The sequence below is a fragment of the Desulfocurvus thunnarius genome, assembly GCF_055390965.1.
Map to the genome: position 1 here is coordinate 3548406 of NZ_AP042411.1, position 26040 is coordinate 3574445.

General features: G+C 68.0%; 27 protein-coding genes, 1 tRNA gene and 1 riboswitch. Of the genes, 21 read left to right on the forward strand and 7 right to left on the reverse strand.

Going from position 1 to position 26040, the window contains the following annotated elements; all coding sequences use genetic code 11:
• Positions 1-87: 87 nt before the first annotated feature.
• The 4 genes from ACZ5KV_RS15740 to ACZ5KV_RS15755 are packed head-to-tail and all read right to left on the reverse strand — an operon-like array spanning position 88 to position 3579.
• Positions 88-1236, reverse strand: a complete 1149-nt coding sequence (locus ACZ5KV_RS15740) for an MBL fold metallo-hydrolase (protein ID WP_464240234.1) — start codon at positions 1234-1236, stop codon at positions 88-90.
• A 9-nt stretch (positions 1237-1245) separates the two neighbouring features.
• Positions 1246-2649, reverse strand: coding sequence for a hypothetical protein (locus tag ACZ5KV_RS15745; protein WP_464240235.1), 1404 nt, complete (start codon positions 2647-2649; stop codon positions 1246-1248).
• The gene (locus ACZ5KV_RS15750) at positions 2642-2938 is read right to left on the reverse strand and encodes a hypothetical protein (RefSeq protein ID WP_464240236.1); all 297 of its coding nucleotides are present in this window, start codon (positions 2936-2938) and stop codon (positions 2642-2644) included. The genes ACZ5KV_RS15745 and ACZ5KV_RS15750 overlap by 8 nt, the downstream gene beginning before the upstream one ends.
• Complete coding sequence (locus ACZ5KV_RS15755; protein WP_464240237.1) at positions 2935-3579, reverse strand: FadR/GntR family transcriptional regulator; 645 nt, start codon at positions 3577-3579, stop codon at positions 2935-2937. The genes ACZ5KV_RS15750 and ACZ5KV_RS15755 overlap by 4 nt, the downstream gene beginning before the upstream one ends.
• 328 nt (positions 3580-3907) lie before the next feature.
• Here ACZ5KV_RS15755 and ACZ5KV_RS15760 point away from each other — a divergent pair, with 328 nt between their 5' ends.
• The 16 genes from ACZ5KV_RS15760 (at position 3908) to ACZ5KV_RS15835 (ending at position 20160) form a co-directional block, all read left to right on the forward strand.
• Complete coding sequence (locus tag ACZ5KV_RS15760; RefSeq protein ID WP_464240238.1) at positions 3908-5092, forward strand: PAS domain-containing protein; 1185 nt, start codon at positions 3908-3910, stop codon at positions 5090-5092.
• A gap of 184 nt (positions 5093-5276) precedes the next feature.
• Positions 5277-5479: riboswitch (cobalamin riboswitch) on the forward strand.
• 108 nt (positions 5480-5587) lie between these two features.
• Positions 5588-6583: a sirohydrochlorin cobaltochelatase gene (locus tag ACZ5KV_RS15765; protein ID WP_464240239.1), complete on the forward strand. Its 996-nt coding sequence runs from the start codon at positions 5588-5590 to the stop codon at positions 6581-6583.
• A gap of 3 nt (positions 6584-6586) precedes the next feature.
• Complete coding sequence (gene cbiM, locus ACZ5KV_RS15770; protein WP_464240240.1) at positions 6587-7228, forward strand: cobalt transporter CbiM; 642 nt, start codon at positions 6587-6589, stop codon at positions 7226-7228.
• Positions 7222-7845: a hypothetical protein gene (locus tag ACZ5KV_RS15775; RefSeq protein ID WP_464240241.1), complete on the forward strand. Its 624-nt coding sequence runs from the start codon at positions 7222-7224 to the stop codon at positions 7843-7845. The genes cbiM and ACZ5KV_RS15775 overlap by 7 nt, the downstream gene beginning before the upstream one ends.
• Positions 7845-8600 carry an energy-coupling factor transporter transmembrane component T family protein gene (locus tag ACZ5KV_RS15780; protein ID WP_464241852.1) on the forward strand — a complete coding sequence of 252 codons (756 nt, stop codon included), beginning with the start codon at positions 7845-7847 and terminating at the stop codon, positions 8598-8600. The genes ACZ5KV_RS15775 and ACZ5KV_RS15780 overlap by 1 nt, the downstream gene beginning before the upstream one ends.
• On the forward strand, positions 8597-9256 hold the full coding sequence (locus ACZ5KV_RS15785; protein WP_464240242.1) for an energy-coupling factor ABC transporter ATP-binding protein: 660 nt from the start codon (positions 8597-8599) through the stop codon (positions 9254-9256). The genes ACZ5KV_RS15780 and ACZ5KV_RS15785 overlap by 4 nt, the downstream gene beginning before the upstream one ends.
• 352 nt (positions 9257-9608) lie before the next feature.
• On the forward strand, positions 9609-9833 hold the full coding sequence (locus ACZ5KV_RS15790; RefSeq protein WP_464240243.1) for a FeoA family protein: 225 nt from the start codon (positions 9609-9611) through the stop codon (positions 9831-9833).
• Positions 9834-9873: 40 nt separating this feature from the next.
• Positions 9874-10092 (forward strand): FeoA family protein, encoded by a 219-nt coding sequence (locus tag ACZ5KV_RS15795; RefSeq protein WP_464240244.1) that lies wholly within the window; start codon positions 9874-9876, stop codon positions 10090-10092.
• Positions 10093-12609 carry a ferrous iron transport protein B gene (gene feoB, locus ACZ5KV_RS15800; RefSeq protein ID WP_464240245.1) on the forward strand — a complete coding sequence of 839 codons (2517 nt, stop codon included), beginning with the start codon at positions 10093-10095 and terminating at the stop codon, positions 12607-12609.
• Positions 12606-12923 carry a hypothetical protein gene (locus ACZ5KV_RS15805; RefSeq protein ID WP_464240246.1) on the forward strand — a complete coding sequence of 106 codons (318 nt, stop codon included), beginning with the start codon at positions 12606-12608 and terminating at the stop codon, positions 12921-12923. The genes feoB and ACZ5KV_RS15805 overlap by 4 nt, the downstream gene beginning before the upstream one ends.
• 67 nt (positions 12924-12990) lie before the next feature.
• Positions 12991-13815, forward strand: coding sequence for a DUF4198 domain-containing protein (locus tag ACZ5KV_RS15810; RefSeq protein WP_464240247.1), 825 nt, complete (start codon positions 12991-12993; stop codon positions 13813-13815).
• 403 nt (positions 13816-14218) lie between these two features.
• Positions 14219-14881, forward strand: coding sequence for a DUF1007 family protein (locus ACZ5KV_RS15815; protein WP_464240248.1), 663 nt, complete (start codon positions 14219-14221; stop codon positions 14879-14881).
• Position 14882: 1 nt separating this feature from the next.
• On the forward strand, positions 14883-15968 hold the full coding sequence (locus tag ACZ5KV_RS15820; RefSeq protein ID WP_464240249.1) for a nickel/cobalt transporter: 1086 nt from the start codon (positions 14883-14885) through the stop codon (positions 15966-15968).
• An 87-nt stretch (positions 15969-16055) separates the two neighbouring features.
• Entirely contained in the window at positions 16056-16913 is an 858-nt protein-coding gene (locus ACZ5KV_RS15825) for a helix-turn-helix transcriptional regulator (protein WP_464240250.1), read from the forward strand.
• A 193-nt stretch (positions 16914-17106) separates the two neighbouring features.
• Complete coding sequence (locus ACZ5KV_RS15830; RefSeq protein ID WP_464240251.1) at positions 17107-19023, forward strand: TonB-dependent receptor; 1917 nt, start codon at positions 17107-17109, stop codon at positions 19021-19023.
• Positions 19024-19083: 60 nt separating this feature from the next.
• A complete protein-coding gene (locus ACZ5KV_RS15835; RefSeq protein WP_464240252.1) occupies positions 19084-20160 on the forward strand; it encodes an SAM-dependent methyltransferase in 1077 nt (358 codons plus the stop codon).
• Between the two features lie 123 nt (positions 20161-20283).
• On the opposite strand, the gene ACZ5KV_RS15840 is transcribed toward ACZ5KV_RS15835, so the two are convergent.
• Together ACZ5KV_RS15840 and ACZ5KV_RS15845 are read right to left on the reverse strand one after the other, a co-directional pair.
• Positions 20284-20360: transfer RNA gene (locus ACZ5KV_RS15840), tRNA-Met, on the reverse strand.
• Positions 20361-20463: 103 nt separating this feature from the next.
• Positions 20464-21261, reverse strand: a complete 798-nt coding sequence (locus ACZ5KV_RS15845) for an undecaprenyl-diphosphate phosphatase (protein ID WP_464240253.1) — start codon at positions 21259-21261, stop codon at positions 20464-20466.
• 244 nt (positions 21262-21505) lie between these two features.
• Here ACZ5KV_RS15845 and ACZ5KV_RS15850 point away from each other — a divergent pair, with 244 nt between their 5' ends.
• From ACZ5KV_RS15850 to ACZ5KV_RS15860, 3 genes are read left to right on the forward strand one after another with little or no spacing between them, the layout of a single operon-like run.
• The gene (locus tag ACZ5KV_RS15850) at positions 21506-21703 is read left to right on the forward strand and encodes a hypothetical protein (RefSeq protein ID WP_464240254.1); all 198 of its coding nucleotides are present in this window, start codon (positions 21506-21508) and stop codon (positions 21701-21703) included.
• A gap of 16 nt (positions 21704-21719) precedes the next feature.
• Positions 21720-22895 carry an LPS export ABC transporter permease LptF gene (lptF, locus tag ACZ5KV_RS15855; protein WP_464240255.1) on the forward strand — a complete coding sequence of 392 codons (1176 nt, stop codon included), beginning with the start codon at positions 21720-21722 and terminating at the stop codon, positions 22893-22895.
• Entirely contained in the window at positions 22885-23985 is a 1101-nt protein-coding gene (locus ACZ5KV_RS15860) for an LptF/LptG family permease (RefSeq protein ID WP_464240256.1), read from the forward strand. The genes lptF and ACZ5KV_RS15860 overlap by 11 nt, the downstream gene beginning before the upstream one ends.
• Before the next feature lie 58 nt (positions 23986-24043).
• Here ACZ5KV_RS15860 and yihA read toward each other — a convergent pair whose 3' ends face one another.
• A complete protein-coding gene (gene yihA, locus ACZ5KV_RS15865; RefSeq protein WP_464240257.1) occupies positions 24044-24730 on the reverse strand; it encodes a ribosome biogenesis GTP-binding protein YihA/YsxC in 687 nt (228 codons plus the stop codon).
• A 150-nt stretch (positions 24731-24880) separates the two neighbouring features.
• Between yihA and ACZ5KV_RS15870 the strand changes: the two genes are divergently transcribed.
• Entirely contained in the window at positions 24881-25348 is a 468-nt protein-coding gene (locus tag ACZ5KV_RS15870) for a type II 3-dehydroquinate dehydratase (protein ID WP_464240258.1), read from the forward strand.
• Positions 25349-25380: 32 nt separating this feature from the next.
• Complete coding sequence (gene efp, locus ACZ5KV_RS15875) at positions 25381-25941, forward strand: elongation factor P (RefSeq protein ID WP_464241853.1); 561 nt, start codon at positions 25381-25383, stop codon at positions 25939-25941.
• The last annotated feature ends 99 nt before the right edge of the window (positions 25942-26040 follow it).

The following is a 26040-nucleotide window of genomic DNA, read 5'->3' on the forward strand; positions in this document are numbered from 1 at the left end:
GGCTCCCCGGGCTGCGGGCGCGGCGCCGCGCCGCCCGGTTTCCCGCCCCGGGGCCGTGGCGGCACGGCCCCGGGGCGGAGGTTGCGATCAGGAGGGGAACTTGATGACGTCGCCGTTGCCGAGGTAGTTCTTGGTCTTGGAGCGGAAGCGCGCCGAGCCCTGGACCACGGGGTAACCAGCGTCGACGAACTTCTGGGCCGTGATGAGCCCGGTGCAGTGGTTGCAGCCCACCTTTTGCAGGTCCCACTTCTTCAGGCCGATGACGAGGTCGTCGTACTTCGGATCCCAGTCGTCGAAGGGCGAGATGTGCAGGCCGCCGTAGAGGCCGTAGAACTGGTCCTTTTCATAGGCCAGCTCCTTGTAGGCCGTATCGGCGAAGAGGATGATGCCCTGGTGGCAACAGCCCGTGATGCTCACGAGCCCCACGTCCTTGACGTTGCAGTACATGGAGATCTCGCCGAAGACCCTGAAGATGATCGGGCAGTCGAAGCCGTAGAGGGCCACGCCGTCCTGAATCTTGTGCAGGCCCTTGGGCACTTCGGTGACCTGGCCCACATGGCCGCAGTCCTTGATGTACTGCTTGCCCTCGGGGTAGAAGGTGCTGGGGGTGTAGATGTTGATGTTGGGGTTGTACTTGGTGACGGCGGGCAGCCCCCAGAAGTGATCCATGTGCTCGTGGGTCTGGATCATGGCCTTGATTTCGTTGTTGGCCAGCATGGTGTCGATACCTTCGCGCTTGTAGCAGGTATCCATCCATGCGTAGTTCCAGCCGGTGTCGAAGAGGTACTTGGTGACGTTGCCCTCCAGGTCCTCGATTTCCACGAGACAGGAAAAGCCTCCGGCGTTGTCGGCGTGCACGCTCTTTTCCTTGGCGATGGCCCAGGCCTCTTCCAGATTGCCGGGCAGCAGGTGCTTGATCTGCTTGATGCCGTCGGCATAGCTGCCCTTGCCCACGCCCTTGCCGTTGCCGAAGGGCGGCCAGTTGAAGGTGTACTGGTCGACGAGCAGGCCGCCCGCGCCGGTCACGTCCTGCATGAAGATGCCGTTGTCGAACCAGCTCGTTTCCGAGATGTTGGTGATGCGCACGGCCTTGCACGTGCCGATGTCCGCCGTGCCGCGCTTGACTTCCTTGAGGAAGGCCCGGCGCATGGGCGAGTAGGAATACACGCCCATGGCGCCGATGGCGCCCACGCCGACACCCAGGGCCGCGCCCTTGATGAATTCGCGTCTGTTCATGTCGTCCCCCTATTGGACCAGGGTGAAGTGCGCGCTGAACCAGGGCAGCGCCGCCACGATGGCAAAGTACACGACCACGCCCACGAGGATGCCCACGACGAGGCCCGGGGCCATGGCGGGGGTCCAGGTGTCGCGCACCTGGATGGCGTGCTCCTGGGCCCGGACTTCCTCTGCGCTGCGCAGCTCGCACCGCCAGCCCGGCCAGCCGTCCATGAACCACCAGTTGATGAGCCAGATGTCGATGAGCCAGATCATGGGGATCATGGGGAACTGCTGCGGGTGCGAGAAGCCCTTCTGCGTGCCGAGCAGGAAGTGGGCGTACTTGTAGTACAGGCAATACACGGCGATGCCGCCCGCGATGACGATGAGCGTGCGGATGAGCACGTTCACCGGCGTGCTGAACTTGTTGGGCCAGTTGCCGCCGTAGAATTGCAGGAACAGGGCCGGAACCAGGAAGAAGATGGCCGTTTCGCCCACGTGCAGCCAGCGCCAGTCGGGCGCGGCGTCGCGGCGGTGCCCACGGATGGCGTCGCCCCACACCAGTTCCTGCATGTACCAGAAGAAGAAGCACAGGGACACGGAGATGGCGATGATGCCGAAGAACATGGCAAAACGCCGCAACCACGGGGTCTTGATGAGGCAGAACGGATAGCGCTCCCAGACGCCCTCCATGAACCAGACCACAACCGTGCAGCACATGATCCAGGCCACGTGGAAGTTGGCCGACACGGTATGGGCGAAGTTCTCCCAGTAGGGCGGGGTGATGGCGGTGAAGTACTGCCAGGGGTAGTACAGGATGCCCATGTGGTTGTGCATGGTCATGAAGTAGATGACCAGGCTCAGGCAGAATGTTCCGAGCCAGATGCTGAAGCCCTTGACGGGCTGCTTCTGGTTCTCCCACGGGCGGCCTTCCAGGGCCACGATCCAGGCCGGGCTGATCCACGAGGCGATGACCGCGAACATCATGCTGGCCTGGGCGGCGTATTCCACGGCATAGAATTCGGTGATTCCGGGCAGCTTCTGCAACTGCTCCGGGTTGAAGTAGGCAAACGCCGTGTTGCCGAGCACGCCTTCAAAGAAGCCGTGGATCATGAGGATCATGACGCCCACGGAAACCAGGGTCAGCACGATGCCCTTCTGCACGGGGTGGGCGTTGCGCACCCAGTCCTTCCTGAACGGCCAGAAGTCGAAGATGTAGGCCATCCAGATCAGGATGATCAGCCACCAGCGGCAGTAGTTGTAGCCCACATAGGGCGTGTAGAAACGCATGACGCCGCGCGGATCCTGGAAAATCCACCATGTTACGGCAAAGATGACCAGGGTCAGGGCCAGGTTGGCCAACATCGGCAGGGGGCCGCGCCAACGCTTGATGAGCTTGCGCTCCTCGAGATAGGGGATGTCGTGATCAGCCATCTTGTCCTCCTCTGAGGTTATGGGCCGCTGCGGGGCTTGCGCGTCGTGCTCCGGCGCGCATGGCCCGTAAAACGGCCCGGGCCAGTTCTTCCTCATGCATCGCTTCCACGGGCAGCCCCAGGCGCCGCCCCTCCAGGCGCAACATGGCGGGCGAAAATTCCGGCGGCAGGGCGGCGAGGGCGCAGGACGCCCCCTGCCCGGCCTGCGGAAAAAGCGTTTCGCCCGCAACGGGGGAAGGCGGGGCGTGCCATGCCCCACGCAGGAAATTCCTCCGGCTGAACGTGGTCATGTCTCTTCTCCCATGCATTGCAAAAGGCAGGTTGCATATGCGGCCACGGCGGCCGACGCTGACTGCGGATCCGCGTGGCGCAGGCCGTGCAGCGTTCGGGCAAGATGCTTGAACAGTTCTTCGAGGCGCGCGGGCGGGCAGTCCAGCAGCAGCCGCGTGAGCGCGTGGACATCCGGCAGGGTGGCGGCCCCGGCTTGGGCCAGCCGGGCGTTGCCTGTGGCCTGCAGCAGGATGGAGAAAAATTGCAGATGGTTCTGGGCGAACAGGTGCATGTCGCCCGCGTGCAGGGCCATGCCCGTCGAGGGCAACTGCCGTTCCAGCGTCAGCATGACCGACGGCGCGAAGGACGGCTGCGCCGCCGTGAGCAGGTGCGGCATGACGATGCGAAAAGCCCGCAGGCTGTCCGCGAGGCTCGCGTTGTCGGCGCGGCAGGGCAGGGCGCGCACGAAGGTTCCGCTGCCGCGCCGCGTTTCGAGGATGCCCCGTCCCACCAGGGTTCGCAGGGCGGTGCGCAGGGTCGGGCGGCTTACTCCCAGCTCGTCGGCCAGCAGGCGCTCGGCGGGCAGCCGCTCGAACAGGCTCCAGCGGCCCTTGAGAAGGGCTTGTTCCAGGCGGCGTTCCGTGTTGGCGGGTGTGGTCATGGCTTTCCCCTACAAATTTGTTACGAAATGATTCTGCACATTGGCCAATAGTGTGGCAATATTTCTATGTTAGTGCTTTGAAATGGTTTTAACACTTTGATATTAAAAGAAAACGTTTTGCAATTTGGTATGACCAAAGAATCTTGAACCTGCCTGTTGCGACTGTTTCGCGGGCCTGATACTGCTTTTATTCTGTTTTTGATTGCGAGTTAACCAGATTGGTATAGCCAATTTTGAAGTAAAAAGGCTTGCCCCGGGTGGGCATCTAATCTAGGGCCAGGTCAGCCAGCCGGAGCCGGGGGCGTCCGACGGGGACAAAGGAGTTTGCATGCCGCGTTTTTCGCAGTGGCGGAACGGGTTTCCGGGCTTGTTGTGGAGCATCTGGCGGCGGGAGTCGCGTCTGAAGCTGTTCACGCGGTGGCAGGTGGACGGCGTGGACGTTTCCCTGTTGCTCAAGAATGCCGGCTATCGCAAACAGGCGGTCATGCCGGAGGATTATCCCCTGCTGGTGGAGTTCTGGGACATGATCCACGCCGCGCGCCCGGCGGCGGCCATTTTCCGGCTGCGGGCCGACGCGGGCCGCAAGCCGCTGATGCTCCAGGGCTGGCCCGAGCCCGGCGAGGAGGTGTACAGCGGTTTTCTGAAAGGGGCCTTCCTTCCCGGCGGCTACGGTTCGGAATGCTACAACGCCCAGCTCAGCATGCGCGTGGGCGATGCGGACTACCCCGTGTTCACCATCGACCTGGAAGGCTGCGCCATCAGGGAGGCCAACGCGGCGGCCGACGGTCTTTTCATGCGCCGGGCGGACGATGCCGGTCGCCTGTCCATGGCGGACGTGGCGCCGCAGCATCTGGGGGCGCAGCTTATGAACGCCGCGCGCCAGGCCGTGCGAAGCGACGCGTGGTCGGGCAAGCTCATGCTCGGCAATGCGGAGCGCGGTCTGTTTTCGGCGCATGTGCGGCTGACGCCCTGGGGCGGGCCGGAAGACCGGGTGGTGCGCGTGGCCCTGGTCTGCGTGGAGGCGAAAACGCTGCTGCGGCCCTTCGACACCGCCAGGGACGAAGCCCTGCGCCCCGGCGACCTGCAACCGGCCCTGGAAAACCTCTGGAACGCATGCGGCCCGGAAGTGGACGGCCTCATGCTTTCGCACATCCAGGCGGGCAGCGGCAAGGTGACGGTCTTCGGCGTGGGGCGGGCGTTCACCAGCCTGGAATGGGGCGCGACCCATGCCTACGAGGGCACCATCGCCCAGGACATCGAGCGCTTCGATCTCGGTTCCCTGCTGGTGGAGGATACGCTGAACAGCGTCAAATCCGTGGACTGGGCGCTTTTTGCGCCCCAGGGGGTGCGTTCGTACTACGCGCGGCCCTTTTACGCGGAGCATGGCCTGCATGCCGTGCTCATTCTCGCCAGCCGCAAGGCCAAAACCTTCGGCACGGACGCCGACGCGCGCTATGCCGACGTTGCGGAGGCCTTCGGGCGGCTTTTGCGGCGCTGGCGGCAAAAGCCGTAACGGGCGCGCCGGGATGGGAACAAGGGCATGCGGCGTTGTCGCGTGCCCTTGTTCTTTTTGGGCTGCATGCCCATGCCCCGGAATTCCGGCAAGAACCACGCGGGCGGGCGAGCCGCGGCCGGTTGCGGGCCCTTTGGCGCGCGGGGAGCACGACTTTAGGTTTTGACAGCGCATGGCACCAGCGGCTAGCCTTCCGGCGGATGGTTCTCCGCAAGGAGATGAAAAGGGAATCCGGTGTGAAACCGGAGCGGACCCGCCGCTGTGACCCGGCCCGCGCGCCTTGCGCGGGAGGCCGCGGCGCCCCACGATGCCACTGCCCCTTGCCGGGGCGGGAAGGCCGGGCGCCGTCCGGGGAGCCAGAAGACCTGCCGTCCGAATCTCCCGAGCACCGCAACGGGTCTTTGCGGCGGGGGGCTGGTCACGGCAGGGCGGCGCCCTGCGGGCCGCTCCTCCTCGCCCCGTCGGCGGTGCCATGGGAACCCACGAGGAGGGGGCATGTCCCACGCCGACCACGACCACGAGCATGGCCACGACCATGGCCATATCCACCACCACGACCACGACCACGACCATCACGACCCCGGCCGTGACGAGCATGGCCATGCCCACGGTCACGACCATCACGACCACTGTTGTCACGGCCACGATCACGGTCACCACCACCATCGCCCGCGCCCGGCACGCCCCGGCATTCTGCTGGCGGCCTTCGGCGTGGCCCTGCCCGACGCCCGCGCGGGCTACGAGGCCATGGAGCGCGAGGTGCGCGGGCGCTTCCCCGGGGTGCCCGTGCGCTGGGCCTACACGGCGCACAAGATCCGCCGCAAGCTCGCCGCCCGGGGCTTCGAGAACGATTCCGTGGCCGTGGCCCTCTCGCGGCTGCACGACGAGGGCGTGACGCACCTGGCCGTGCAGTCGCTGCATACGGTGCCCGGCGTGGAATACCACTGGACCCGGGACCAGGCGCATGTCTTCCGCCACCCGCGCAAGGGCTTCCTCGAGGTGGAGGTCGGCGGCCCGATGCTCATGGCCGGGGCGGACCTGGCCGCCGCCCTGGCCGCCCTGGCAGGATACCCGCCCCCGGAGCGCGGCCCGGGCGATGCTCTGGTCCTCGTGGGCCACGGCACCTACCACGAAGGGCACCGGCGCTACCTGGACTTCGAGGCCCTGGCCCGCCGCGACGACCCGTTGCTGTTCATGGGCACGCTCATGGGCGAGCCGGGCTGCGAGGCCGTGATCCGGCGGGTCCGGGCGGCGGGGGCGCGGCGGGTCTGGCTGCTGCCCTTCATGAGCGCCCCGGGCCACCATGTACGCGTGGACATCGCCGGGGACGGCCCGCATTCCTGGAAAAGCCGCATGACCGCCGCCGGGCTGGACGTGCGAACCTGCATGACCGGCACCATGGAGCACGGCCCGTACCGCGCCCTGTGGCTGGAGCATCTGGAAACGACATATCGGGCCGTGGCGCCGCAGCCTGCCACGCAGGGAGCATAGGCCATGCATATCTCCGAAGGCGTTTTGTCCGCCCCGGTGCTGCTCGCGGGCGGCGGCGTTTCTCTGCTCGGCACGTGGGTCGGCCTCAGGCGGCTGGATTACGACCACCTGATTACTGCGGCCACCCTGGCTTCGGCCTTCTTCGTCGGTTCGCTCGTCCATGTGCCCCTCGGCCCCAGCAGCGTTCACCTGCTGCTCAACGGGTTGCTGGGAATGATCCTCGGCTGGGCCGCTTTCCCCTGCATCCTGGTGGCCTTGCTGCTCCAGGCGCTGCTTTTTCAGTTCGGCGGCATCACGGTGCTCGGCGTGAACACCATGAACGTGGCCGTCCCGGCCCTCCTGTGCCGGTTCCTTTTGGCGGGGCACGTCCGGGCCGGAGGGCGGCGGGCCGCCGTGGCGGGGTTCCTGGGCGGGGCGGGCGCCGTGTTGGGCACGGCGCTCATGGCCGCGCTTTCGGTCGCCTTCACGGACGAGGGGTTTGCCGACGCGGCCAGGCTCATCGTCGTCGCACACGTCCCGGTCATGCTCATCGAGGGCTTTGTGACCATGTTCGCCGTAGGTGCCCTGGCCAGGACCCATCCAACCATTCTGGGGCTGGGCGACGGATTCCGGCCTGCCGCTTCCAAGGAGGTCACGCCATGCTGATCCGCGTGCTGCTCGCCGTCTTGCTGGTTACGGTTTCCGCGTTGCCCGCCAGCGCGCACAAGGTTCTGCTCAACGCCTGGGCCGAGGGCGCCATGGTCGTGGCGGAAATCGGGTTCAGCGACGGCAGCGCGGGCAGCGGAGCCAAGATCACGGTCCTGGACGGCACCACGGGCGAGGAGATCTTGTCCGGAGTCGCGGACAAGGCGGGATTCTTCGAGGCGGAGGTGCCGGGTGCGGCCCTTGCGCGCGGCAACGACCTGCGTGTGGTCGGCAACGCGGGCGCCGGACATCAGGCCGAAGCGATGGTGCCCATCGACGAGTTCGCCGGGGCGGTGCCCGCCGCGCCCGGGCCCGATTCCGCCGTCGAAGCGGGGAAGGGCGAAGAGAGCGGAGCGGCCCTTGCCGCCGCCTCCGGCTTCGCCCCCGAGGACCTCAAGGCCCTGATGCGCGAAGCCGTGCGCGAGGAGATGAAGCCCTTGCGCCGCGAACTGACGGCCCAGGCCAGGACCGGCCCGGACCTGAGCGCCATCCTCGGCGGCATCGGCTACATCTTCGGCCTGGCCGGGGTGGCGGCCCTGGCGGACACCCGGCGGCGCCGCAAGGACTCCGTCGGGTGATGCTCCGCGACGTGCCGCTGCCCACCTCCGGCCCCCTGGCGCGTCTGGATGTCCGTCACAAGCTCCTGGGCGCCGCGGGGCTGACCTGTGCCATGGCCCCCCTGCGGACGCAGGGCGCCGCTTTCGCGGCCCTGGGGCTGGGGCTGGCGCTGCTCGCGGCCGGGCGCGTGCCCCTGCGCGGCGTGTTGCGGCGTCTGGTCCCGCCCAACGGGTTCTTCGCGTTCATGCTGGCCGCCCTTGCCCTGACGTACCCCGGGCGCCCCTGGCCCTTGTGGCCCGCCGTGAGCCAGGACGGCCTGCTGCTCGGCCTGCGGATCATCGTGAAGGGCAACGCCATGTTCTGCGTCCTGCTGGCCCTGGTCGGCACCTGCACCGCGGCCTCGGTGACCCAGGGGCTCCAGCGTTTGGGGCTGCCGCGCAAGTTCGTGCTGCTCCTGGCCTTTTCCTACCGGCAGATCTGGATCACGGCGGGCGAGTTCGAGCGGTTGCGCCTGGCCTGCACGGCGCGCTGCTTCGAGCCGGGCATGAACCTGCACACCTACCGGACCATCGCGAACCTGCTTGCCCAGACCCTCGCGGGCAGCCTGCACCGGGCCGGGCGCATCCAGGATGCCATGGTGGCGCGCGGCTTCGACGGCCATTTCCGCACCTTGGAACCCGAAGCCGCACCCTCGTCGACCGGGCCCGCGGTCGTCGGGCTGCTGTTTGCCCTCGGCCTCGGCCTGACGCTGCTGGACCGGGGCTGGCTGCCATGACGGCCATAACGGCTCTGGAACAGGCCGTCGTGCGCTACCCGGGGCGCCCGGACGCCGCGCTCCGCGCCGTGGATTTCGCCGTACGTTCGGGCGAGCGCGTGGGGCTGGCGGGCGACAACGGCAGCGGGAAAACCACGCTCCTGCTGGCCCTTGCCGGGCTGCGGCCCCTGGCCTCGGGGCGGCTGCTCCACGGTGGCCGGCAGGTCGTCTTGCGGGAGCAGTTGCGGCGGTTGCGCCGGGATGTGGGCATCGTCTTCCAGAATGCGGACGACCAGTTGTTCCTGCCCACGGTGCTGGAGGACGTGGCCTTCGGGCCGTTGAACCTGGGCTGCGGCCAGGAGGAGGCCCGGGCGCGGGCCGTGGAAACCCTGGGCACCCTGGGCGCGGCCGGGCTGGCCCACGCGCCGACGCACACCCTGTCCGGCGGACAGAAGCGCATCGTGGCCCTGGCCACCGTGCTGGCCATGCGGCCCCGGGCCGTGCTGCTGGACGAACCCACCAACGACCTGGACGCGCGAGGCGTGGCCCGGCTTGAGGAAATCCTCGTGACGGGAGGGCTTGCCCTGGTGCTCGTGTCCCACGATCACGCATTCCTCGCCCGGGTCGCCACCAGGACGGTCTGCCTGCACGACGGCGCGATCCTCGCGCCGGGGTGAACCGTGGCGGCCACGGCCGGACGGCGGAAGCTCTTCTCTGGGAATTCACGGGGAATACGTGTTGTTCCCGGCGGGAGGAGAGCGGAGCGGCTCCGGCACCCCGGGCCGGGTTTCGTCTTCCTTCCGTTGCGGCGTTTCCGATCCGTCTGACAGCGGCCCCGACGGGCCGTCTCCGTTCCCGCCCGCCGGGCCAAAGCCCATGCGCGGCCTGCTCTTTTGTTTTTATCCTTGACGCATCTCCGGGCGCCGCCTAAAGAGGAACTTGACTTTCATTATCAACCTCAATTGGGGTGCGCAGTCGGCGCGGGGCGGGGCCCCGCGGCGCCGCGCAAGGGAAAGGAGCAGGCAAGCCATGACTGGCCCAAGAACGCTCAAGACCGTGCTCGCCGGGGAAAAGGCCTTCATCGTGGGCATCGACGCCGGATGCAAGGTGCAGTCGCGCCTGGAGTCCCTCGGGCTTCTGCCCGGGGTGGAGGTGGACGTTCTGGCCAACGGCGGCGGGCCGATGCTCGTTTCCGTGGGCCAGGGGCGCGTGATGGTCGAGGCCGGGATTGCCAGCAGGGTTCTGGTGGCCTGAGCCCGCCGGGCGCGGCAAACATGTTTTCGAGGGGAAATCGATGACGATCAACGAAATGCGGCCCGGGGAGGCCCGCGCCGTGAAGGCCCTGAACACGGGTGGAGCCCTGGGGCAGCGGCTTATGGACTTGGGCTTCTTCCCGGGGGCCGTGATCCAGGTCGTGCGCAACGCGCCCCTGGTGGACCCGGTGGAACTGGAGGTTGACGGATACCACATGAGCATCCGCCACGACGAGGCCGCCCATGTGGAGGTGGAGTAAGTGAGTCAGGACAAGCTTCTGGTCGCCCTGGCCGGGCAGCCCAACTGCGGCAAGACCACCGTCTTCAACATGCTTACCGGGGCCCGTCAGCACGTGGCCAACTACCCCGGCGTCACCGTGGAGAAGAAAAGCGGGCGCTTTTCCGCCGAGGGCCACCCCGTGGAACTGGTGGACCTGCCCGGCACCTACAGCCTCACGTCCTACTCCCTCGAGGAGCGCGTGGCGCGCGATTTCATTCTCTACGAGAAGCCCCGGGCCATCATCAACGTGGCCGACGCCTCCAACCTCAAGCGCAATCTCTACCTGACCCTGCAACTCTTCGAGATGGGCACCCCCGTGGTGCTCAACCTGAACATGATGGACGTGGCCGAGCGGCGCGGCATCGGCGTGGACGTGCAGGGTCTGGCGGGTTACTTCGGCGCCCCGGTGGTGCCCACCGTGGGCAAGAAGGGCGCTGGCGGCCCGCAGCTCAAGGCCGCCGTTGCCGCCCTGGCCGGGGCCGCCCCCGGCGCGCCGTTCGCCGTGGACTACGGGCCCCTGGAGCCTTCCATCGCCGTGCTCGGCGACCTGCTGGGCACGGACGAGCAGGTCGCGCAGGCCTACCCCACGCGCTGGCTGGCCATCAAGCTTCTGGAGGGCGACACCGAGGCCGGGGCACTGCTCGCGCGCCAGCACCCCGGAGCCGGGGACATCGCCGCGCGGGTCCAGGCTCTGCGCGCGGAGTTCGAGCTTGGCGCGGGCCTGTCCGCGGACCGGCACATCGCCTTCACCCGCCACCGGGTCTGCGCGGACATCTTCCGCCGTTTCGTCACCGTTCCGGGCGAAAAGCGCCGCACCTTGTCGGACAAGGCCGACGCCGTCGTCTGCCACCGCTTCGCCGGGCCGGTGATCCTGCTGTGCATCCTGCTGGCGCTGTATCAGATTTCCATCGTCTTCGGCGGCTGGGTGGCCGCGCAGGTCTGGCCGGTGTGGGGTTCGCTGGAGAGCTTTACCGAAGGGGTCCTGCCCGCCGCCGGGTTCCTGGACGATCCCCTGCTGCGTTCCCTGGGCATGTGGACGGTCAAGAGCGTCACGGCCATCCTCAACTATCTGCCCATCTTCTTCCTGCTCTTCGCGCTCATCGCCATCCTGGAGGACAGCGGCTACATGCCGCGCATGGCCTTCATCCTGGACCGGCTCTTCCGCCGTTTCGGGCTGCACGGCCAGTCCACGCTGCCGCTGATTCTGGGCGGGGTGTACGTGGGCGGCTGCGCCATTCCGGCGGTCATGGCCACCAAGGCCATCCCCGACGAACGCGCCCGGCTGGCGACCATCCTCGTGGCCCCGATGATGAACTGCCTGGCCAAGGTGCCGTTGTACCTCATCCTGATCGGCGCCTACTTCGCCGATCAGGCCGGGCTGGCCATGTTCTTCATCGCCACGGTGACGCTGTTCATGGCCCTGCCCGTGGCCAAGGCCCTGTCGCTGACCGTGTTGCGCCGCCGCGAGAGCGCGCCGTTCATCATGGAGATGCCGCCGTACCACCTGCCCACCGTGGGCGGGGTGCTGCGCCGGGCCCTGGAGCGCGTCTGGCTGTTCGTGAAGAAGATCGTCACCGTCGTGGTGGCCGTGGCGGTCATCGTGTTCATGCTCATCAACTTCCCCAACCTGGGCCGCGAGCGCCTGGCGGACTACGCCGCCCGGCAGGACGCCGCCACGGCCGCCTTCATGGCCGAGGTCGAAAAGACCGCCTACAAGGACCAGCTCACTCCCGAAGACGTGACCGCCCTGGTGCTCTTCGAGGAGGACATGAAGAACGCCAAGCGCGGCGTGACGGACCAGGCCCAGGCCGACGCCATCAACGCGCGCTTCGCCGGGCAGAACCCGGTTTTTTATGCCATCGCCAGCCGCGAGGGCAAGGACGGCAAGACGCTGAACCGGGCCCTCAAGGGCGTGGCCAACACGCGCAAGGAACTGCGCCGGACCATGCGCGCCGAGCGCTTCGAGGCCAGTTTCCTGGGCGTCGCGGGCCGGGCCCTGGAGCCGCTGACCCAGTGGGCCGGGTTCAACTGGCGCATCAACATCGCGCTGCTTTCGGCCTTCGCGGCCAAGGAGAACAGCGCCGCCACCCTGGGCGCCATCTACGGGCTGGACGGCTCGGAAGGCGAGGGCGGCTCGGTGGAGCAGAGCATGCAGGCCGGGGAGGAGGGCTTCACGCCCCTGCACGCCCTGGCGCTGATGCTCTTCATGGCCCTGTATCCGCCCTGCATCCCGGCCTCGATCATGGTCCGCATGCAGTCCAACTCCAGCAAGTGGATGCTGTTTTCCATCGGCTACCAGACGCTGCTCGGCCTGTTCGTGGCCACCCTGGTCTTCACGGGCGGGCAGACGCTGGGGCTGACGGGCTTCCAGGCCATGTGGGCGTTCTACGGGCTGTGCGTCGCCGCCACGGTGGGCATGGCCCTCATTCCGGAGAAATCGGCCCGGGAGCTTTCCGGACCACAAACAAAACAACCCAAGGAGGGTCTGGCATCATGAAATTCATCAAACACCTGCTGCTGCTCGTGGCGTTCTGCCTCGTGTCGTCCTCGGCCTTCGCCCATTCGGCCCTGTGCGACTGCTTCGACAACGGCGACAACACCATCACCTGCGAAGGCGGCTTCTCCGACGGCTCCTCGGCCGCGGGCGTGGCCATGACCGTCAAGGACGGCGGCGGCGCCGTGATCCAGGAAGGCAAGATGGACGCCAACAGCGAGTTCACCTTCCCCAAGCCCGAAGGCGCGTACTCCGTGACCTTCGACGCGGGCGAGGGCCACGGCGTGGTCATCAAGGGCGAGAATATCGTCCAGTAGCCGCGCGGGCCCCTTCGGTAACTTTGTTCATACGACGCAACGGCAATTTCAAACCACGGAGGATCCGATGAAGAAAATGACCTGGGCCCTGGCCCTGCTGGCGGTGTTGACCCTGGCCGGCCCGGCCGGCGCGCACTTCATGATGATGCACACCCCCGAGATCGCCAACGAAAAGGGCGACGACATGGACTTCCGCATCGTCTTCACCCACCCGGCCGAGGCCGGGCACATCATGGACATGGGCGGTGTGCAGGACTTCTACGTCCTCTATCAGCGCGGTGACGCCGAGCCCGTGAAAACCGACCTCAAGGGCTACCTGAAGGAAATCGGCTGGGCCAACCCCGAGTCCAAGGGCAAAGGCTACTCGGCCCTGATTCCCAAGAAGGAAGTCCGCTCCATGGGCGACTACACCTTCGTCTTCGTCCCCGGGTTCTATTTCGAGGAGGAAGAGGGCGTGTACATGCAGCAGATCACCAAGCTCGTGGCCAACGTGGGCGGCATCCCGGGCAACTGGGCCGAACCCGCCGGGCTGCCTTGCGAGATCGTGCCGCTCATCAAGCCCTACGGCCTGTGGACCGGCAACGTCTTCAAGGCCCAGGTGCTTTCCGACGGCAAGCCCGTGCCCGGCGCCGAGGTCGAGGTCGAGTTCCTGAACCACATGCCCGACTACAAGGCCAACGCCGTGGCCAAGGAAGGCATCGTCGAATACCCGCACGATGCGTTCGTCACCCAGACCATCTTCACCGACGCCGACGGCTACATCACCTTCGGCATCCCCAAGGCCGGGTGGTGGGGCTTCGCGGCCCTGGGCGTCGGCCCGCAGACCGAGTATAACGGCAAGGAACTGTCCCAGGACGCCGTGATCTGGGTCAAGGCCGTGGACATGAAGTAATGGATATGAAGTAGCACTCCCCGGCGCCGGATGGTCCGGCGCCGGATGCCCGGGGGGCCCGGGGCGGCCCTGGGAAACCACCGGGGCGCCCCGGACGAACCCGGCACGCCCCCGACTTCTCCCCGGGAAGCGAACGGCCCTCGCCCCTGGGCGGGGGCTTGTTTTTTGGGGCGGCGCGGCGGCCCGGAGCGGCGGCCGACCCGGCATGAGCGGGGCAGCCCGCCGGAGCAGGGCGCTTTTCCCTTGGCCTCGGCGCCCGGGGATGGTAGGCAGGCCCCGGAGCGTTCGTGGCCTGCGGGGCGGAACCCGCGCGCGGCGCATTGATCTCCTGTCGCCATCCCCGTGGCCGGGCCCGCGCCTTGCGGCCCGTGCCCCGGGTTCGTCCCGAGGTTCGCCCCCCGCCATGCTTTCCGTCGCGTCTTTCCCCGCACCCAGGTCAGGCTTTCGCGCGCCGCAAACGCTTCTGCGCCAGGCGCTGCTGGCCCTGGCCGTGTTGTCGGCCGTGCTGCTGGCCGCGCCGCGCCCGGCTCCGGCGCATCCGCACGTGTTCATGGACAATCTGACCACGTTCGTCTTCGACGGGCAGGGTCTGGCCGGGTTCCGGCTGTCCTGGCTGTTCGACGACATGTTCGGCACCACCATCATCCAGGACTACGACCGCGACGGCGACGGGCAATTCAGCCCCGGGGAGCTGGCCGTGCTCAAGGCCGAGGTGTTCGACTACCTGCGCCATTCGGACTGGTTCACGTTCGTGTGGATCGACGGCGCCGCGCGCCGGACCGTGCAGGTCGACGACTTCTCGGCGCGCATCAGCGCCGGGCGGCTGATCTACGAGTTCTACGTGCCGTGTCCCGTGCCCGCCGGGGCCGGGGAGCGCCGGGTGCTGCTCTCGGTGCACGACCCGGAGTACTACGCCGACGTGTATTCCCCCGAGGACAAGGCCCCGGAGCTGGAGAACGCCGGAGCCTTCGAGGTGCGGACCTCCGTGGCCCTGAACCCCGAGCGGACCTATTCGCCCTTCGAGGCATGGCTGCCGGAAATCCATCTGACCTTCAGGCGGAGATAGGATGCGCGCCCTGATTTTTTCCGTTTTCGCGGCCCTGCTGCTGCTTTCGGCCTGCGCCGCCCCGGCCCGGGCGGCCAATCCGTTCACCGGGGGGCCGGATTCCGGCGCCGGGGCCGCCCCGGCCGCGCCCGGCCCGGCTGCCGACGACGCGGGCGGCGCGCAGGGCGGGCTCCCGGCCGGAGCCGTCGACCCGTTCAGCGGGGCGCCCGTTCCCGGCGGTCCCGGCGGCCCGGGGGGGCTGCCGTCCGCCAGCCCCTTCACCGGCGCCCCGGGCTCCGCGTCCGGCCCTGATGGCGGGGAGGGCGCCGGGGCGGCCCTTGCCGTGCCCGGGCCGGGCGGCGGCCTGCTGGCGGCCCTGGCCCAGACCCAGCGCGAACTGCGCCAGGGCCTCTCGGACCGCGTGCGCGAGCTGCGCGACGGTGCCTCGGTTTCGGGGCTTCTGGCCTTCCTGGCCCTGGCCCTGGCCTACGGCGCCCTGCATGCCGCCGGGCCCGGGCACGGCAAGGCCGTGGCCGTGTCCTACGTCCTGGCCCGGCGCGAGGGCCCGGGGCGGGCGGCGCTGCTCGGGGCCATCATGGGAGCGGCCCACGCGGCCAGCGCCGTGGCCCTGGTCCTGGGGTTGTACCTGATCCTGGAGCGCTCGCTCATGGCCCGCTTCACGGCCCAGGGCCTCTGGCTGGAGCGAGCGAGCTACGCCCTGGTCTGCGCCATCGCTCTGTGGCTGCTGGTTCGTGCCGTGCGCGGCGACGAGGAGGAGGGCGCCCGGGGCGCGGCGGACCGGGGGCTGGTGGCCACCGGGCTGGCCACGGGGCTGGTGCCCTGCCCGGGCGCGGCCATCGTGCTGCTTTTCGCGCTGGCCCTGGGCGCGCCGGGCATCGGCCTGGGCGCCGTGGCCGCCATGGCCCTGGGCATGGGCGCGACCATCGCCACGGCGGCGGTGCTGGCCGCCCTGTGCCGCCAGCGCGTCGCGGCCCTGGCCGCCCCGCGCTCCCGTCGCACCGCCGCCCTGGACCGCGCCCTGTCCATCCTCGGCGCCCTGGCCGTCCTGGCCCTGGGCATCACTCTGTTGGCCGGGAGCCTGGGGTAGGGCGGACGCCGACGGGCCGGATTTTCCGTTGCCCTTGCCGTATGAACTTGATAACGAAAATCAATATCATGCGAGAAGGAGGGCGATATGCCACGCGTTGCGGTTGCTTTCGACCAGCGGTCCAGCCATGGCCTGCGTATCCGGCATGTGGCCTGCGAGGCGGATTGCCGGGAAACCTTCGTGGTCGAGGACGGATGCCCGGCGATCGGCTACAATTTCTGCCTTCAGGGCGATCTCGAATGCGTTGTGTCCACGGCGCGTTTCCGCAACCGCGTGCGCGGCGATTGCGCGGGAATGTGGCGGCAGACGGGCGCGCCGGTCGTCGTGACCCTGGAAAAAGGCCGCCATGCCTGGCTGGAGATCGGCGTGCGGCGCGAGATGCTGGAGCCGATTCTCGACGAGAACGAGTTGCGCGTCGATACGGCCCTGCGCCGGGCCATGTTCGTCGGCGATGCGCCGTTCGCCTTCGGCAGGAAACCGGGCGCCAAGGCCCGGGTCATCGCCGGGCAGATGCTGGCCAATCCGTTTACCGGGACGCTTGCCTCCTGCTATCTGGAAAGCAAGGCGCTCGAACTCCTGGTCGAGGAGATCGAGCAGCTTTTCATGAAGCGGCCCGCCGCGGCTGCGGGGCGGGGCCACGCGAGGCAGGTGCGCGAGGCCGCCGGGCTCCTGTCCGCCAATCTTGAGGCGCCGCTGACCGTTGCGGAGCTTGCCCGCCACGTGCATTTGAGCGAATCGACCCTCAAGCGGGCTTTCAGGGACGTTTACGGCATGTCCATCTTCGGCTGGTTCCAGGCGCGGCGCATGGAGGCGGCCCGGGCCATGCTGGCCCGTGGCGACGGCAATGTCTCCGAGGTCGCCTTCCGCGTGGGCTATGCCACCCCCGGGCATTTCGCCCGGGCCTTTGCCCGGCATTTCGGGCATCCGCCGAAAAAAATCCGCTAGGGCGCCCGGACGGGTCGGTTTTTGACCGGAACGGGTGCGCGCCTGCTTCCGGCTTCATGTACGGTCTCCGCCAATGAAATTCATGCTCATTCAGGAGATCCCCATGAAGATGGAAACCAGCCTTTGGGCACTGTGTGCCGTGTTGTGTTTTTCCGTTTCCTGCGCCCACGCGCAGGAAACGGAATCCTCCGTTATGCTGCCGGTGGTTCTGGTGACGGCCAACAAGCAGGAGGAGGATCCGCAGAAGATTCCGCAAAGCGTTACCGCCATCACCGCCCGGCAGGTGGACGACGCCAGGGTCACCAGCGTCGACAAGCTCGGGCTGCGCGTTCCCAACCTGTCGTTCTCCACCGGCGGCATGGGCATGATCAACCTCACGTCCATGCGCGGGGTGCGCTCCGACCCGCACAGCAACACGCCCGCCGTGACCATGTACATCGACGACGTGCCCGTGACGACCAACGCGGGGTACATCGCCCAGCTTTTCGATGTCGAGAGCGTGGAGGTGCTGCGCGGGCCGCAGGGCACCCTCTACGGGCGCAACGCCGAAGGGGGCGTCATCAAGGTGACCACGAAAAAGCCCGACCGCGAAACCACCGGTCGCCTGAGCCTCACCGGGGGCAGCAAGGAGCTGGGGCGGACGACGGGAGCCCTTTCCGGCGAGATGGTGGAAGACACCCTTTTCGCGGGGCTGGCCATGCAGTACTTCACGCAGCAGGGCTGGGTGGAGAACGACTCCGGGGCCAACCCGGTGGACGACAAGAAGGAGTATTCCGGAAGGGGGCGCCTGCGGTATACGCCGACGGACGACCTTGAGGTGAACTTCGCCTACGGCATGGTCAAATACGACGAGGGATCGTTCGGCATGTACAACCTGCAAAGCATGTCGGAGGAACGCCACACGGACTCCAACGACCCCGGCAGGAACCGCAGCGCCTTCAACGACCAGTCGCTGACCGTCGGGTACGACCTGTCGTCGTTGTGGAAGCTCACTTCCGTGACGACGCGCAAGGAATCGGACCTGAACTATACGATGGACTACGATTTCTCCACCATGCCCATGTACGAGGTGCATAAATACGACAGGTACATGGACATCGGCCAGGAGGTTCGGCTCAACTACGAGCAGGACGGCGTTTCCGGCGTCTTCGGGCTTACATACAACAGGAACGACAAGAAGATACGGTACACCTACTATAACATGGGCACGAAGCACCACGCCACGGACAAGACCAACCAGTACGCCGCCTTCGGGCAGCTCAAGGTGCCGTTCTGGGACAAATGGGCCGTGACGGCGGGCGCGCGCCTCGATTACTACGACTCGAAGTTTCAGGAAGAGGAGACGGGCTACAGCGCGTCCGGCTCATGGAACAGCTTCTCGCCGAAGCTCGCGCTGGAATATGCCGTTACCGACGACAATCTCGTGTACGTCAGCGGCTCGCGCGGCTTCCGGGCCGCCGGGTTCGACGCCTACCAGGGCAGCCCCGGCAAGTACGAGTTCGACGAAGAGGAGCTCTGGGCCGTCGAGGTCGGGTCGAAAAATACCCTGTGGGACGGCAAGGCCCGGCTCAACGCGGCGCTTTTCTATCACAAGTTCAAGAACATGCAGCTTGAAAGCTACTACACCACCGTGTTCAGCCCCATGCCGAGCATCGAGAACGTCGGCGATCCGCAAGGGCTGGGCGGCGAAGTGGAGCTGACGGTCATGCCCCTCGCCGGGCTGGAGCTGTTCGGCTCCGTCGGCTATACCCATATGCGGTTCGACGATTTTACGGACGCCACGGGCGACCATTCGGGCAACAGCATTCCGTACGTGCCGGAGTGGACGTGCAGCCTGGGAACGCAATACCGGCACGGGTCCGGCTTCTTCGCCCGGGCCGAGATACTGGGCGCGTCCAGGACATACCTGGACAGCAGGAACGACGGAAACATCCCGGCCTATGCCACGGTCAACACCAAGATCGGCTGGGAGTTCGGCAATCTGGACGTGTATCTTTTCGCCGACAACGTTTTCGATGAGCGGCACGACTACGTGAACGCCTTCGGCGGTACGTATGGCGTTGCCACGCCGGGGCGGGTGGTCGGCACGACGGTGTGCTATCATTTCTAGCAGCGGCGGCGCCGGGGCCGATGCCCGCGCGGCGGCTCCGGCGCCACCCAGGAGAATGTCATGAAAAAGCTGCCCCGCGCCCTTTCGGGCACCAACGGCGTCTTCGCCCTCATGCGCAACGCCGTCGCCGCCAATGCCCTGGCCGCCGCGGTGGACTGCGGCGTGTTCTCCCAGCTTTCGGACTGGCGGACGGCGCAGGACGTGGCGTCGCGCCTGCGACTGCACCCCGAAAGCACGAAGCGGTTTCTCGACCTTCTGGAATTCTGCGGTGTCGTGTGCCGGAATGCCGATGCATACCGCAATGCCGTAAGCACGCAGGAACTGCTCGGCGACGGCGCCTGTGCCGACATCGCCCCCCTGGTGCGGGAGATGGCCGAAGGCGTGCTGCTGCCCATGCAGGACCTGAGGCGTATCCTGCGGGAGGGACCGGGGACGCCGCCCCCTCCTGCCGCCCCGGCGGAGCGGGGCGCGTCCGACGAGGGGACCGGCGGCGTGGAGGGCAGCGCCTGCTGGGCGTTCCGGGGCGTCGCCGGGCAGGTCGCCGCCATCCTGGCGGCCCTGCCGGGGGCGGAGACGTTCCGGCGCATGCTCGACCTTGGCGGCGGGCACGGGGTGTTTTCCCTGTATGCCGCCGAGGCGCTGCCCGCGTTGGATGTCGACGTTTACGACCTGCCCGCGTCGCTGCGGAGCGCGGCCGGATACATCGCCGAATGGGGTTTCGCGGACAGGGTCCGGACCGTGCCGGGCGACTATGTCCGCGACAGGCTACCCGGCGGCTACGATGTCGCCCTCGCCAGTTGCACGCTGAACTTCACCCTGCCGGACGCCTCCACAGCGCTCGTCATGGACAAGCTGCACGCGGCCCTCGTGCCCGGCGGGTATTGCGTCAGCCTGCACGACGCGCCGCCCGCTTTTGCGGGCGAAACCCGGTCCTGCCTTTCGGACGGGCGGGACATCGCGGCGTATCCCCTCGAATGCATGGCCATCGGCCTGGTTTACGGCAGGCCGATGGCCATGCCCGACGGGCTCATCGCCGAAACCATGCTGCAAAGCGGTTTCGCCTGCGTCCACAGCCGCGAACTGCGGACAAGCGGCGGGACGTTCCGGCTCGATATCGCGCGGAAAAAACCCGCCTGATCGCCGCCGCCGCTGCGGAGATCGGCAAACCGGCCTTGAAAGAACGCAGGGCCCGGCCATTGGACCGGGCCCTGCGTTTCCATAAGAAAAACCCCCTGCGTCAACAGGGGGTTATGCTTTTCTTGGTAGCGAGGAGAGGACTTGAACCTCCGACACTGCGGATATGAGCCGCATGCTCTAACCGACTGAGCTACCTCGCCACGTGGTTCCCGCGTCGGGGAGACAGGCTTATAAGGGCTTCGGCCGTAAATTGCAAGGGGCCGGGAGCACTTTTTTCCGGGCCCGGAGCGGGCGGGGCCGGGGTCAATCCACCAGCAATACCAGGACCATGGCCGCCAGCGCCAGCCGGTAGACCGCGAAGGGCCGCAGGGTCGTGCGCGCCAGCAGGCCGATGAACAGGCGCACCGCCGCCCAGGCCGACAGGAACGAGACCGCGAAGCCCACGGTCAGGAAGGGCAGGTCGGCCAGGGTGAACAGGCCGTGGCTCTTGAGCAGGTCGTAGCCCGTGGCGGCGACCATGATCGGCACGGCGGCGATGAACGAGTATTCGGCGGCCACGCCGCGCCGCGCGCCGAGGATCATGCCGCCCATGATCGTCGCCGCCGAACGCGAGAAGCCCGGCCACAGCGCCAGACACTGGAACATGCCGATGCCCAGGGCCAGGGTCGGGGTCATCTGGTCCAGCCGCTCCACGCGCGCGCGCCGGGGCAGGGCCTCCACGGCGAAGATGGCCAGGGCGCCCCCGGCCAGGGCCCAGGCCACGGTCTGCGGGCCGAAAAGGTGCTCCTTGATGAACCCGTGCAGCAGCAGCCCGGCCACGCTGGCGGGCAGGCTGGTCAGGAACAGCAGCCACAGGCCCCGGGGCCCGGAGAAGGCCCGGGCCGGGTCCGTGCGCAGCAGGCCCGTGAAGCGGTCGAAATAGAGCACCACCACGGCCAGGATGGCCCCGAGCTGGATGACGACCTCGAAGGTGGCGGCCTTTTCGCCGGTGAAGCCCAGCAGGTGCCCGGCCAGGATCAGGTGGCCGGTGGAGGAGACGGGCAGGAACTCGGTCAGGCCCTCGACGAGGCCGAGGATGAGCGCGGTGAGCAGGGAATCCATGGGCTGCGGGCGTCCTTGGTTGCGGTGGGGCCGCCCGGCCGGGCGGCGGAACCGGCGCAGTATGCGCGGTTTGGCCCGCCGGGGCAAGGGGCGGGAGGCCCGGCCCGGCGGCGCCCTCCGGCCACCGCGCGGCCCGCGCCGCGCCGCGCCCGGCGCTGCGCGGTTGCCACTGCCGGGCCCATGGTGTAGAGAAAGGCCCTCACCCGGGGCGCAGGCCGCGCGCCGGGCCCCCCAAGGAGGCCCCATGTCCACCATCATGCCCGAGGGCGAGCTGCTGCGCCGCGCCGTCGCGTGGATCTGCGAGCAGAGCGGCGAGAACGCCGCCCCGACGCCCCGGATCATCGACGAGGCCGCCGTGCGCTTCAACCTCGGCCCCCTGGACCAGGAGGCGCTGACGCGCTTCTTCCGCCAGCGGCCCCCCCAGGGGGACGGTCCTGCCTAGCCTTGTGCCCCGCCTGTTGCACAGGCAGATTTTCCTGGAACTGCTCAGCGTGTTCGTCCTGTGCGCGGGCTCGCTGCTGACGCTGCTGCTCATCGGGCGCATGCTCCAGTTGCGCGAGCTGCTGCTGTCCCAGAACCTGACCTTCTGGGACATGCTCTGCATGTTCGCCTATCTCTCGCCGTTCTTCCTGCTGCTGCTCATTCCCATCGCCTGCATGCTCGCGGTGTTCCTGACCTTTTTGAGGATGGGCACGGACCTGGAGTCCGTGGCGCTGCGCGCCTCGGGGGTCAGCCTGTACCAGATGCTGCCCGCGCCGCTGGTGTTCTGCGCCCTGTGCACCGCCGCCGCGTGCGCGGTGTCCTTCTGGGGGGTGGCCTGGGGCATGGAGAACTTCCGGGCCACGGTGCTGGACATGGCGCGGACCCGGACCCAGCTCGTGCTCCAGGGTGGCGTCTTCAATCGCGATTTCCCGGGTCTGACCATCTACGCCCAGCAGGCCGACCCCGCCCGGGGCGACCTGCGCACCGTCTTCGTGCAGGACCGCACTCACGAGGGCGTCACGGCCACCATCCTGGCGCCCACGGGCCACGTGAATACCGACACCGACCGGGGCGAGATCATCTTCCGCCTGCAAAACGGCCGCATCTACCGCCAGGAGGCCTCGGGCCTGTCCGTGGTCGGCTTCGACACCTACGCCGTGCGCATGGACCTCTCACGGTTGCTGTCGGACTACGACCTGGGCAGCGTGCGGCCCAAGGAAATGAGCTGGGAGCGGCTGCACGAACTGCGCGACGCGCCCGAAACCGTCCAGGACGAAAGCGGCCGGACCCTGCGCAAGGTGGAGGTCGAGATCCAAAAGCGTATGGCCCTGCCCGCGGCGTGCTTCGTGCTCGGGCTGTTCGCCCTGCCCATGGCCGCCAGCTTCGGCGGGCTGCACCGCCACTGGGGGCTCATGCTGGCCCTGGGCTTTTTCCTCTTTTATTACACGCTGCTGTCCCTGGGCCTGTCTTTGGGCGAGGCCGGGGTGCTGGCGCCGGTGGTCGGCCTGTGGCTGCCCAACGCGCTGTTCCTCGCGGCGGGGGTGACCGGGCTGGTGCAGGCCGCGCGCGAGCGCGGGGTGGACATCGTCGGGCGCCTGGGCCACCTGCTGCGCCGCCGCCCGACGGCGGAGGAGGGCGGCCGTGCGCGCTAGGGTCCTCTCCCGCTACCTGCTGCGCCAGAATCTCTTCTACCTGCTGACCACCCTGGCCGTGGGCACGGCGCTCTATCTCATGAGCGACCTGTTCGACCGCCTGGACGACTTCATGGAAGCCGGGTTGGGAATGGCCACGGCCCTGCGCTATTTCGCGGTGAAGATCCCGCTGATCATCTCGCAGATCATGCCCGCCGTGTTCCTGGTCTCGGTGGTGGTGCAGCTTTGCCTCATGGCCCGCAGCCGTGAGCTGCTGGCCCTGCGCTCGGGGGGGGTGTCCCTGGCGTCGCTGACGTGGTTCGTGGTTTTGTATTCCATCTTCTGGTGTCTGGGGCAGCTCGTGTTTTCGCAGTTCGTGGGCGTGTACGGCGAGCGCGAGGCCGCGCGCATCTGGTCCGAGCAGGTGCGCGGCAACCTGGCCGAGAGGAAGGTCCTGGCCAACGTCTGGTTCAAGGACGGGGACAGCGTGGTGGAGCTGGGGCAGTTGTGGCCCGCGCGCGGCCTGGCCACGGGCGTCACGGTGTTCGAAATGACCCCCGACCGTCAGGCGCTGACGCGCATCCTCACCGCCCAGCGCGCCCAGGCCGCCCCGGGCCGCTGGCGGCTGCTCGGCGTGCAGGAGATGCACCCCGGGGACTTCAGCGTCACGCCCATGAAGGACCTCGTGCTGCCCTTCCAGCAGGACCCGGCGACCTTCCTGCTGGTGGACTCCGCAACAGATCCCTCGCGCCTGCCCTTGTGGACGCTCTCGCGGGTCATCGGCGAGCTGGACGCCTCGGGCTCCAACGTCGAGCGCCTGCTGACCTCGTGGCATATGAAATGGGCCTACGCCTTCAGCGTGCTGGCCATGGGCCTCATCGCCCTGGCCATGGTCACCCTGTTCGAGAACGTGTACCTGAACGTGGCCCTGTCCCTGGTGGTCACCTTCGCCTACTACGCGGTGTTCATGGTCGGGGTGACCCTGGGCCAGAAAGGCATCCTGCCGCCCTGGATGGGCGCGTGGCTGGGCAATCTCGTCTTCTACACCCTGGCGGCCGGGCGGCTGGCCTGGACGGCCTGGCCCCACCGGCCCGGGGCGACGGCGCCGTAGCGCGGCCCCGGCCTCGCGGCCGCGAGGGCTGCGCTTTGGCGCCCGGCGACGGTACGGCTCAGGGCTTGCCGGGCGTTTCGGCTCCGGGCGCGGTGTCGGGTGCGGCTTCGGGGGAGTTCCCGGCTGCGTCTGTTTTTTCCTCCTCTTCCGGCTCCCGGGCCTCGGGCCCCAGGGCGACCTCGCGCAGCACGGCCCACAGGGCGTCCATGCCCAGGCCCGTCTGGCTGGAGGTGGCCAGGGGCTTGTCGCTGTCGAGCAGCAGCGCCCACTGCCTGCGCACGGTCTCGCGGTCGCGCTGCTTGGTCTTGTCGGCCTTGGTCAGCACGGGCAGCACGGCCACGCCCTTGCCCTGAATGTAGCCGATGAGGTCCATGTCGTTCTTCTGCGGGGGGTGGCGCGCGTCGAGCAGCACGGCCACGGCGCGCAGCCAGGGGTTGCGCTCGATGTAGGCGTCCACCAGCCGGGCCCATTTGGCGCGCTCGGCCTTGCTGACCCGCGCGTAGCCGTAGCCGGGCAGGTCCACCAGATAAAAGCCCGAGGGCACCACGCGGTAGAAGTTCAGGCTCTGGGTCTTGCCGGGGGTGGCGCTGATCTTGGCCAGCTTGCGCCGCCCGGCCAGGGCGTTGACCAGGGAGGATTTGCCCACGTTGGAGCGCCCGGCCAGGGCGATCTGCGGCGCGGGCAGGGGGGCGAGCTGGTCGAGCAGGTAGACGGTACGTTCCAGTTCCAGGGTCGGTCGGGTCACGGGGGGCTCCGGTGTCTGGTGCGGCGCGCCGGGCGGCGGCGCCGTGCGGGGCAGTATGCACAGCATCGCCGTGTTTGCCAACCGTGCGCGAAACATATACACAGGGGTGCAACCCGGCGGCCCGCCCGCCCAAACCCCACAGGACGACCCATGGCCAGATACCACATCCTGGTGCTCAACGGCCCGAACCTCGGCCACCTGGGCCAGCGCCAGCCGGAGATCTACGGCCGCCAGGGCATGGACGCCGTGCCCGGGCTGGTGCGCGCGCTGCTCGGGCCCCAGGCCGACGAGGTGGCCCTGACCTTCGACCAGAAAAACGGCGAGGGCCAGCTCATCGACCGCCTGGAGCAGGCCAGGGCCGACGGGGTCCACGGCGTGGTGCTCAACGCGGGGGCCTACACCCACACCAGTCTGGCCCTGGCCGACTGCCTGGCCTGGATCGGCGTGCCCGCCGTGGAGGTGCACGTCTCCAACGTCTGGGCCCGGCCCGAGGCCGTGCGCCACGAGAGCCACATGGCCCGTTGCGTGGTCGGGGTCATCGCCGGGTTCGGCATCGATTCCTACGCCCTGGGCGTGGCCGCCCTGGTGCGCCATCTGCACAAAACCTCAACCACCTGAAGACACCACGTTCCGGAGGATAGTCCATGGCAATGATCACCACCAGCGAGTTCAAGAACGGCATGAAGATCGAGATCGACGGCGTGCCGTATGAAATCCTCGAACACCAGCACCACAAGCCCGGCAAGGGCGGCGCCATGATGCGCACCCGGCTGCGCAACCTGCTCAACGGCCGGGTTATCGACAACACCATGCGCTCCGGCGAGAAGGTCAACAAGCCCGACCTGGAAACCCGGACCATGCAGTATCTTTATCAGGCCGGGGACGCCTATGTGTTCATGGACATGAGCACCTACGAACAGACCGAGATCCCGGCCTCGGTGTGCGGCTCCAAGGGCGGCTTCCTGGTCGAGAGCTCCGAGGTCAAGGTGCTGCTGTACAACGGCTCGCCCCTGGACCTGGACATCCCGGCTTCGGTGGTCATGGAGATCACCGAGTGCGAGCCCGGGATCAAGGGCGACACCGTGAGCGGCGCCACCAAGCCCGCCAAGCTGTCCTCGGGGGTCGTGGTCCAGGTGCCGTTGTTCGTGGAGCAGGGCGAGCGCATCAAGGTCGACACGCGCACCGCCTCCTACATCAGCCGCGAGAAATAGCGCCCCCGGGCGCCACCGGCGCGGGCCCCTGCGGCCCGCGCCGCCCCCCAGGGAGGACAGGACGACGAATACCCCCAAGCTGCTGCGCGAGATCGCGGC

Bases quoted from the DNA above. Each gene is read 5' to 3' on its own strand.
- ACZ5KV_RS15775 (WP_464240241.1), top strand. From the start codon at position 7,222: ATGCTGATCCGCGTGCTGCTCGCCGTCTTGCTGGTTACGGTTTCCGCG.
- ACZ5KV_RS15755 (WP_464240237.1), bottom strand. From the start codon at position 3,579: ATGACCACACCCGCCAACACGGAACGCCGCCTGGAACAAGCCCTTCTC.
- ACZ5KV_RS15830 (WP_464240251.1), top strand. From the start codon at position 17,107: ATGCTGCCGGTGGTTCTGGTGACGGCCAACAAGCAGGAGGAGGATCCG.
- ACZ5KV_RS15810 (WP_464240247.1), top strand. From the start codon at position 12,991: ATGAAGAAAATGACCTGGGCCCTGGCCCTGCTGGCGGTGTTGACCCTG.
- ACZ5KV_RS15815 (WP_464240248.1), top strand. From the start codon at position 14,219: ATGCTTTCCGTCGCGTCTTTCCCCGCACCCAGGTCAGGCTTTCGCGCG.
- ACZ5KV_RS15760 (WP_464240238.1), top strand. From the start codon at position 3,908: ATGCCGCGTTTTTCGCAGTGGCGGAACGGGTTTCCGGGCTTGTTGTGG.
- ACZ5KV_RS15780 (WP_464241852.1), top strand. From the start codon at position 7,845: ATGCTCCGCGACGTGCCGCTGCCCACCTCCGGCCCCCTGGCGCGTCTG.
- efp (WP_464241853.1), top strand. From the start codon at position 25,381: ATGATCACCACCAGCGAGTTCAAGAACGGCATGAAGATCGAGATCGAC.
- ACZ5KV_RS15850 (WP_464240254.1), top strand. From the start codon at position 21,506: ATGTCCACCATCATGCCCGAGGGCGAGCTGCTGCGCCGCGCCGTCGCG.
- ACZ5KV_RS15805 (WP_464240246.1), top strand. From the start codon at position 12,606: ATGAAATTCATCAAACACCTGCTGCTGCTCGTGGCGTTCTGCCTCGTG.
- ACZ5KV_RS15820 (WP_464240249.1), top strand. From the start codon at position 14,883: ATGCGCGCCCTGATTTTTTCCGTTTTCGCGGCCCTGCTGCTGCTTTCG.
- ACZ5KV_RS15835 (WP_464240252.1), top strand. From the start codon at position 19,084: ATGAAAAAGCTGCCCCGCGCCCTTTCGGGCACCAACGGCGTCTTCGCC.
- ACZ5KV_RS15845 (WP_464240253.1), bottom strand. From the start codon at position 21,261: ATGGATTCCCTGCTCACCGCGCTCATCCTCGGCCTCGTCGAGGGCCTG.
- cbiM (WP_464240240.1), top strand. From the start codon at position 6,587: ATGCATATCTCCGAAGGCGTTTTGTCCGCCCCGGTGCTGCTCGCGGGC.
- ACZ5KV_RS15795 (WP_464240244.1), top strand. From the start codon at position 9,874: ATGACGATCAACGAAATGCGGCCCGGGGAGGCCCGCGCCGTGAAGGCC.
- ACZ5KV_RS15740 (WP_464240234.1), bottom strand. From the start codon at position 1,236: ATGAACAGACGCGAATTCATCAAGGGCGCGGCCCTGGGTGTCGGCGTG.
- ACZ5KV_RS15870 (WP_464240258.1), top strand. From the start codon at position 24,881: ATGGCCAGATACCACATCCTGGTGCTCAACGGCCCGAACCTCGGCCAC.
- ACZ5KV_RS15765 (WP_464240239.1), top strand. From the start codon at position 5,588: ATGTCCCACGCCGACCACGACCACGAGCATGGCCACGACCATGGCCAT.
- ACZ5KV_RS15750 (WP_464240236.1), bottom strand. From the start codon at position 2,938: ATGACCACGTTCAGCCGGAGGAATTTCCTGCGTGGGGCATGGCACGCC.
- ACZ5KV_RS15745 (WP_464240235.1), bottom strand. From the start codon at position 2,649: ATGGCTGATCACGACATCCCCTATCTCGAGGAGCGCAAGCTCATCAAG.
- ACZ5KV_RS15790 (WP_464240243.1), top strand. From the start codon at position 9,609: ATGACTGGCCCAAGAACGCTCAAGACCGTGCTCGCCGGGGAAAAGGCC.
- ACZ5KV_RS15785 (WP_464240242.1), top strand. From the start codon at position 8,597: ATGACGGCCATAACGGCTCTGGAACAGGCCGTCGTGCGCTACCCGGGG.
- ACZ5KV_RS15825 (WP_464240250.1), top strand. From the start codon at position 16,056: ATGCCACGCGTTGCGGTTGCTTTCGACCAGCGGTCCAGCCATGGCCTG.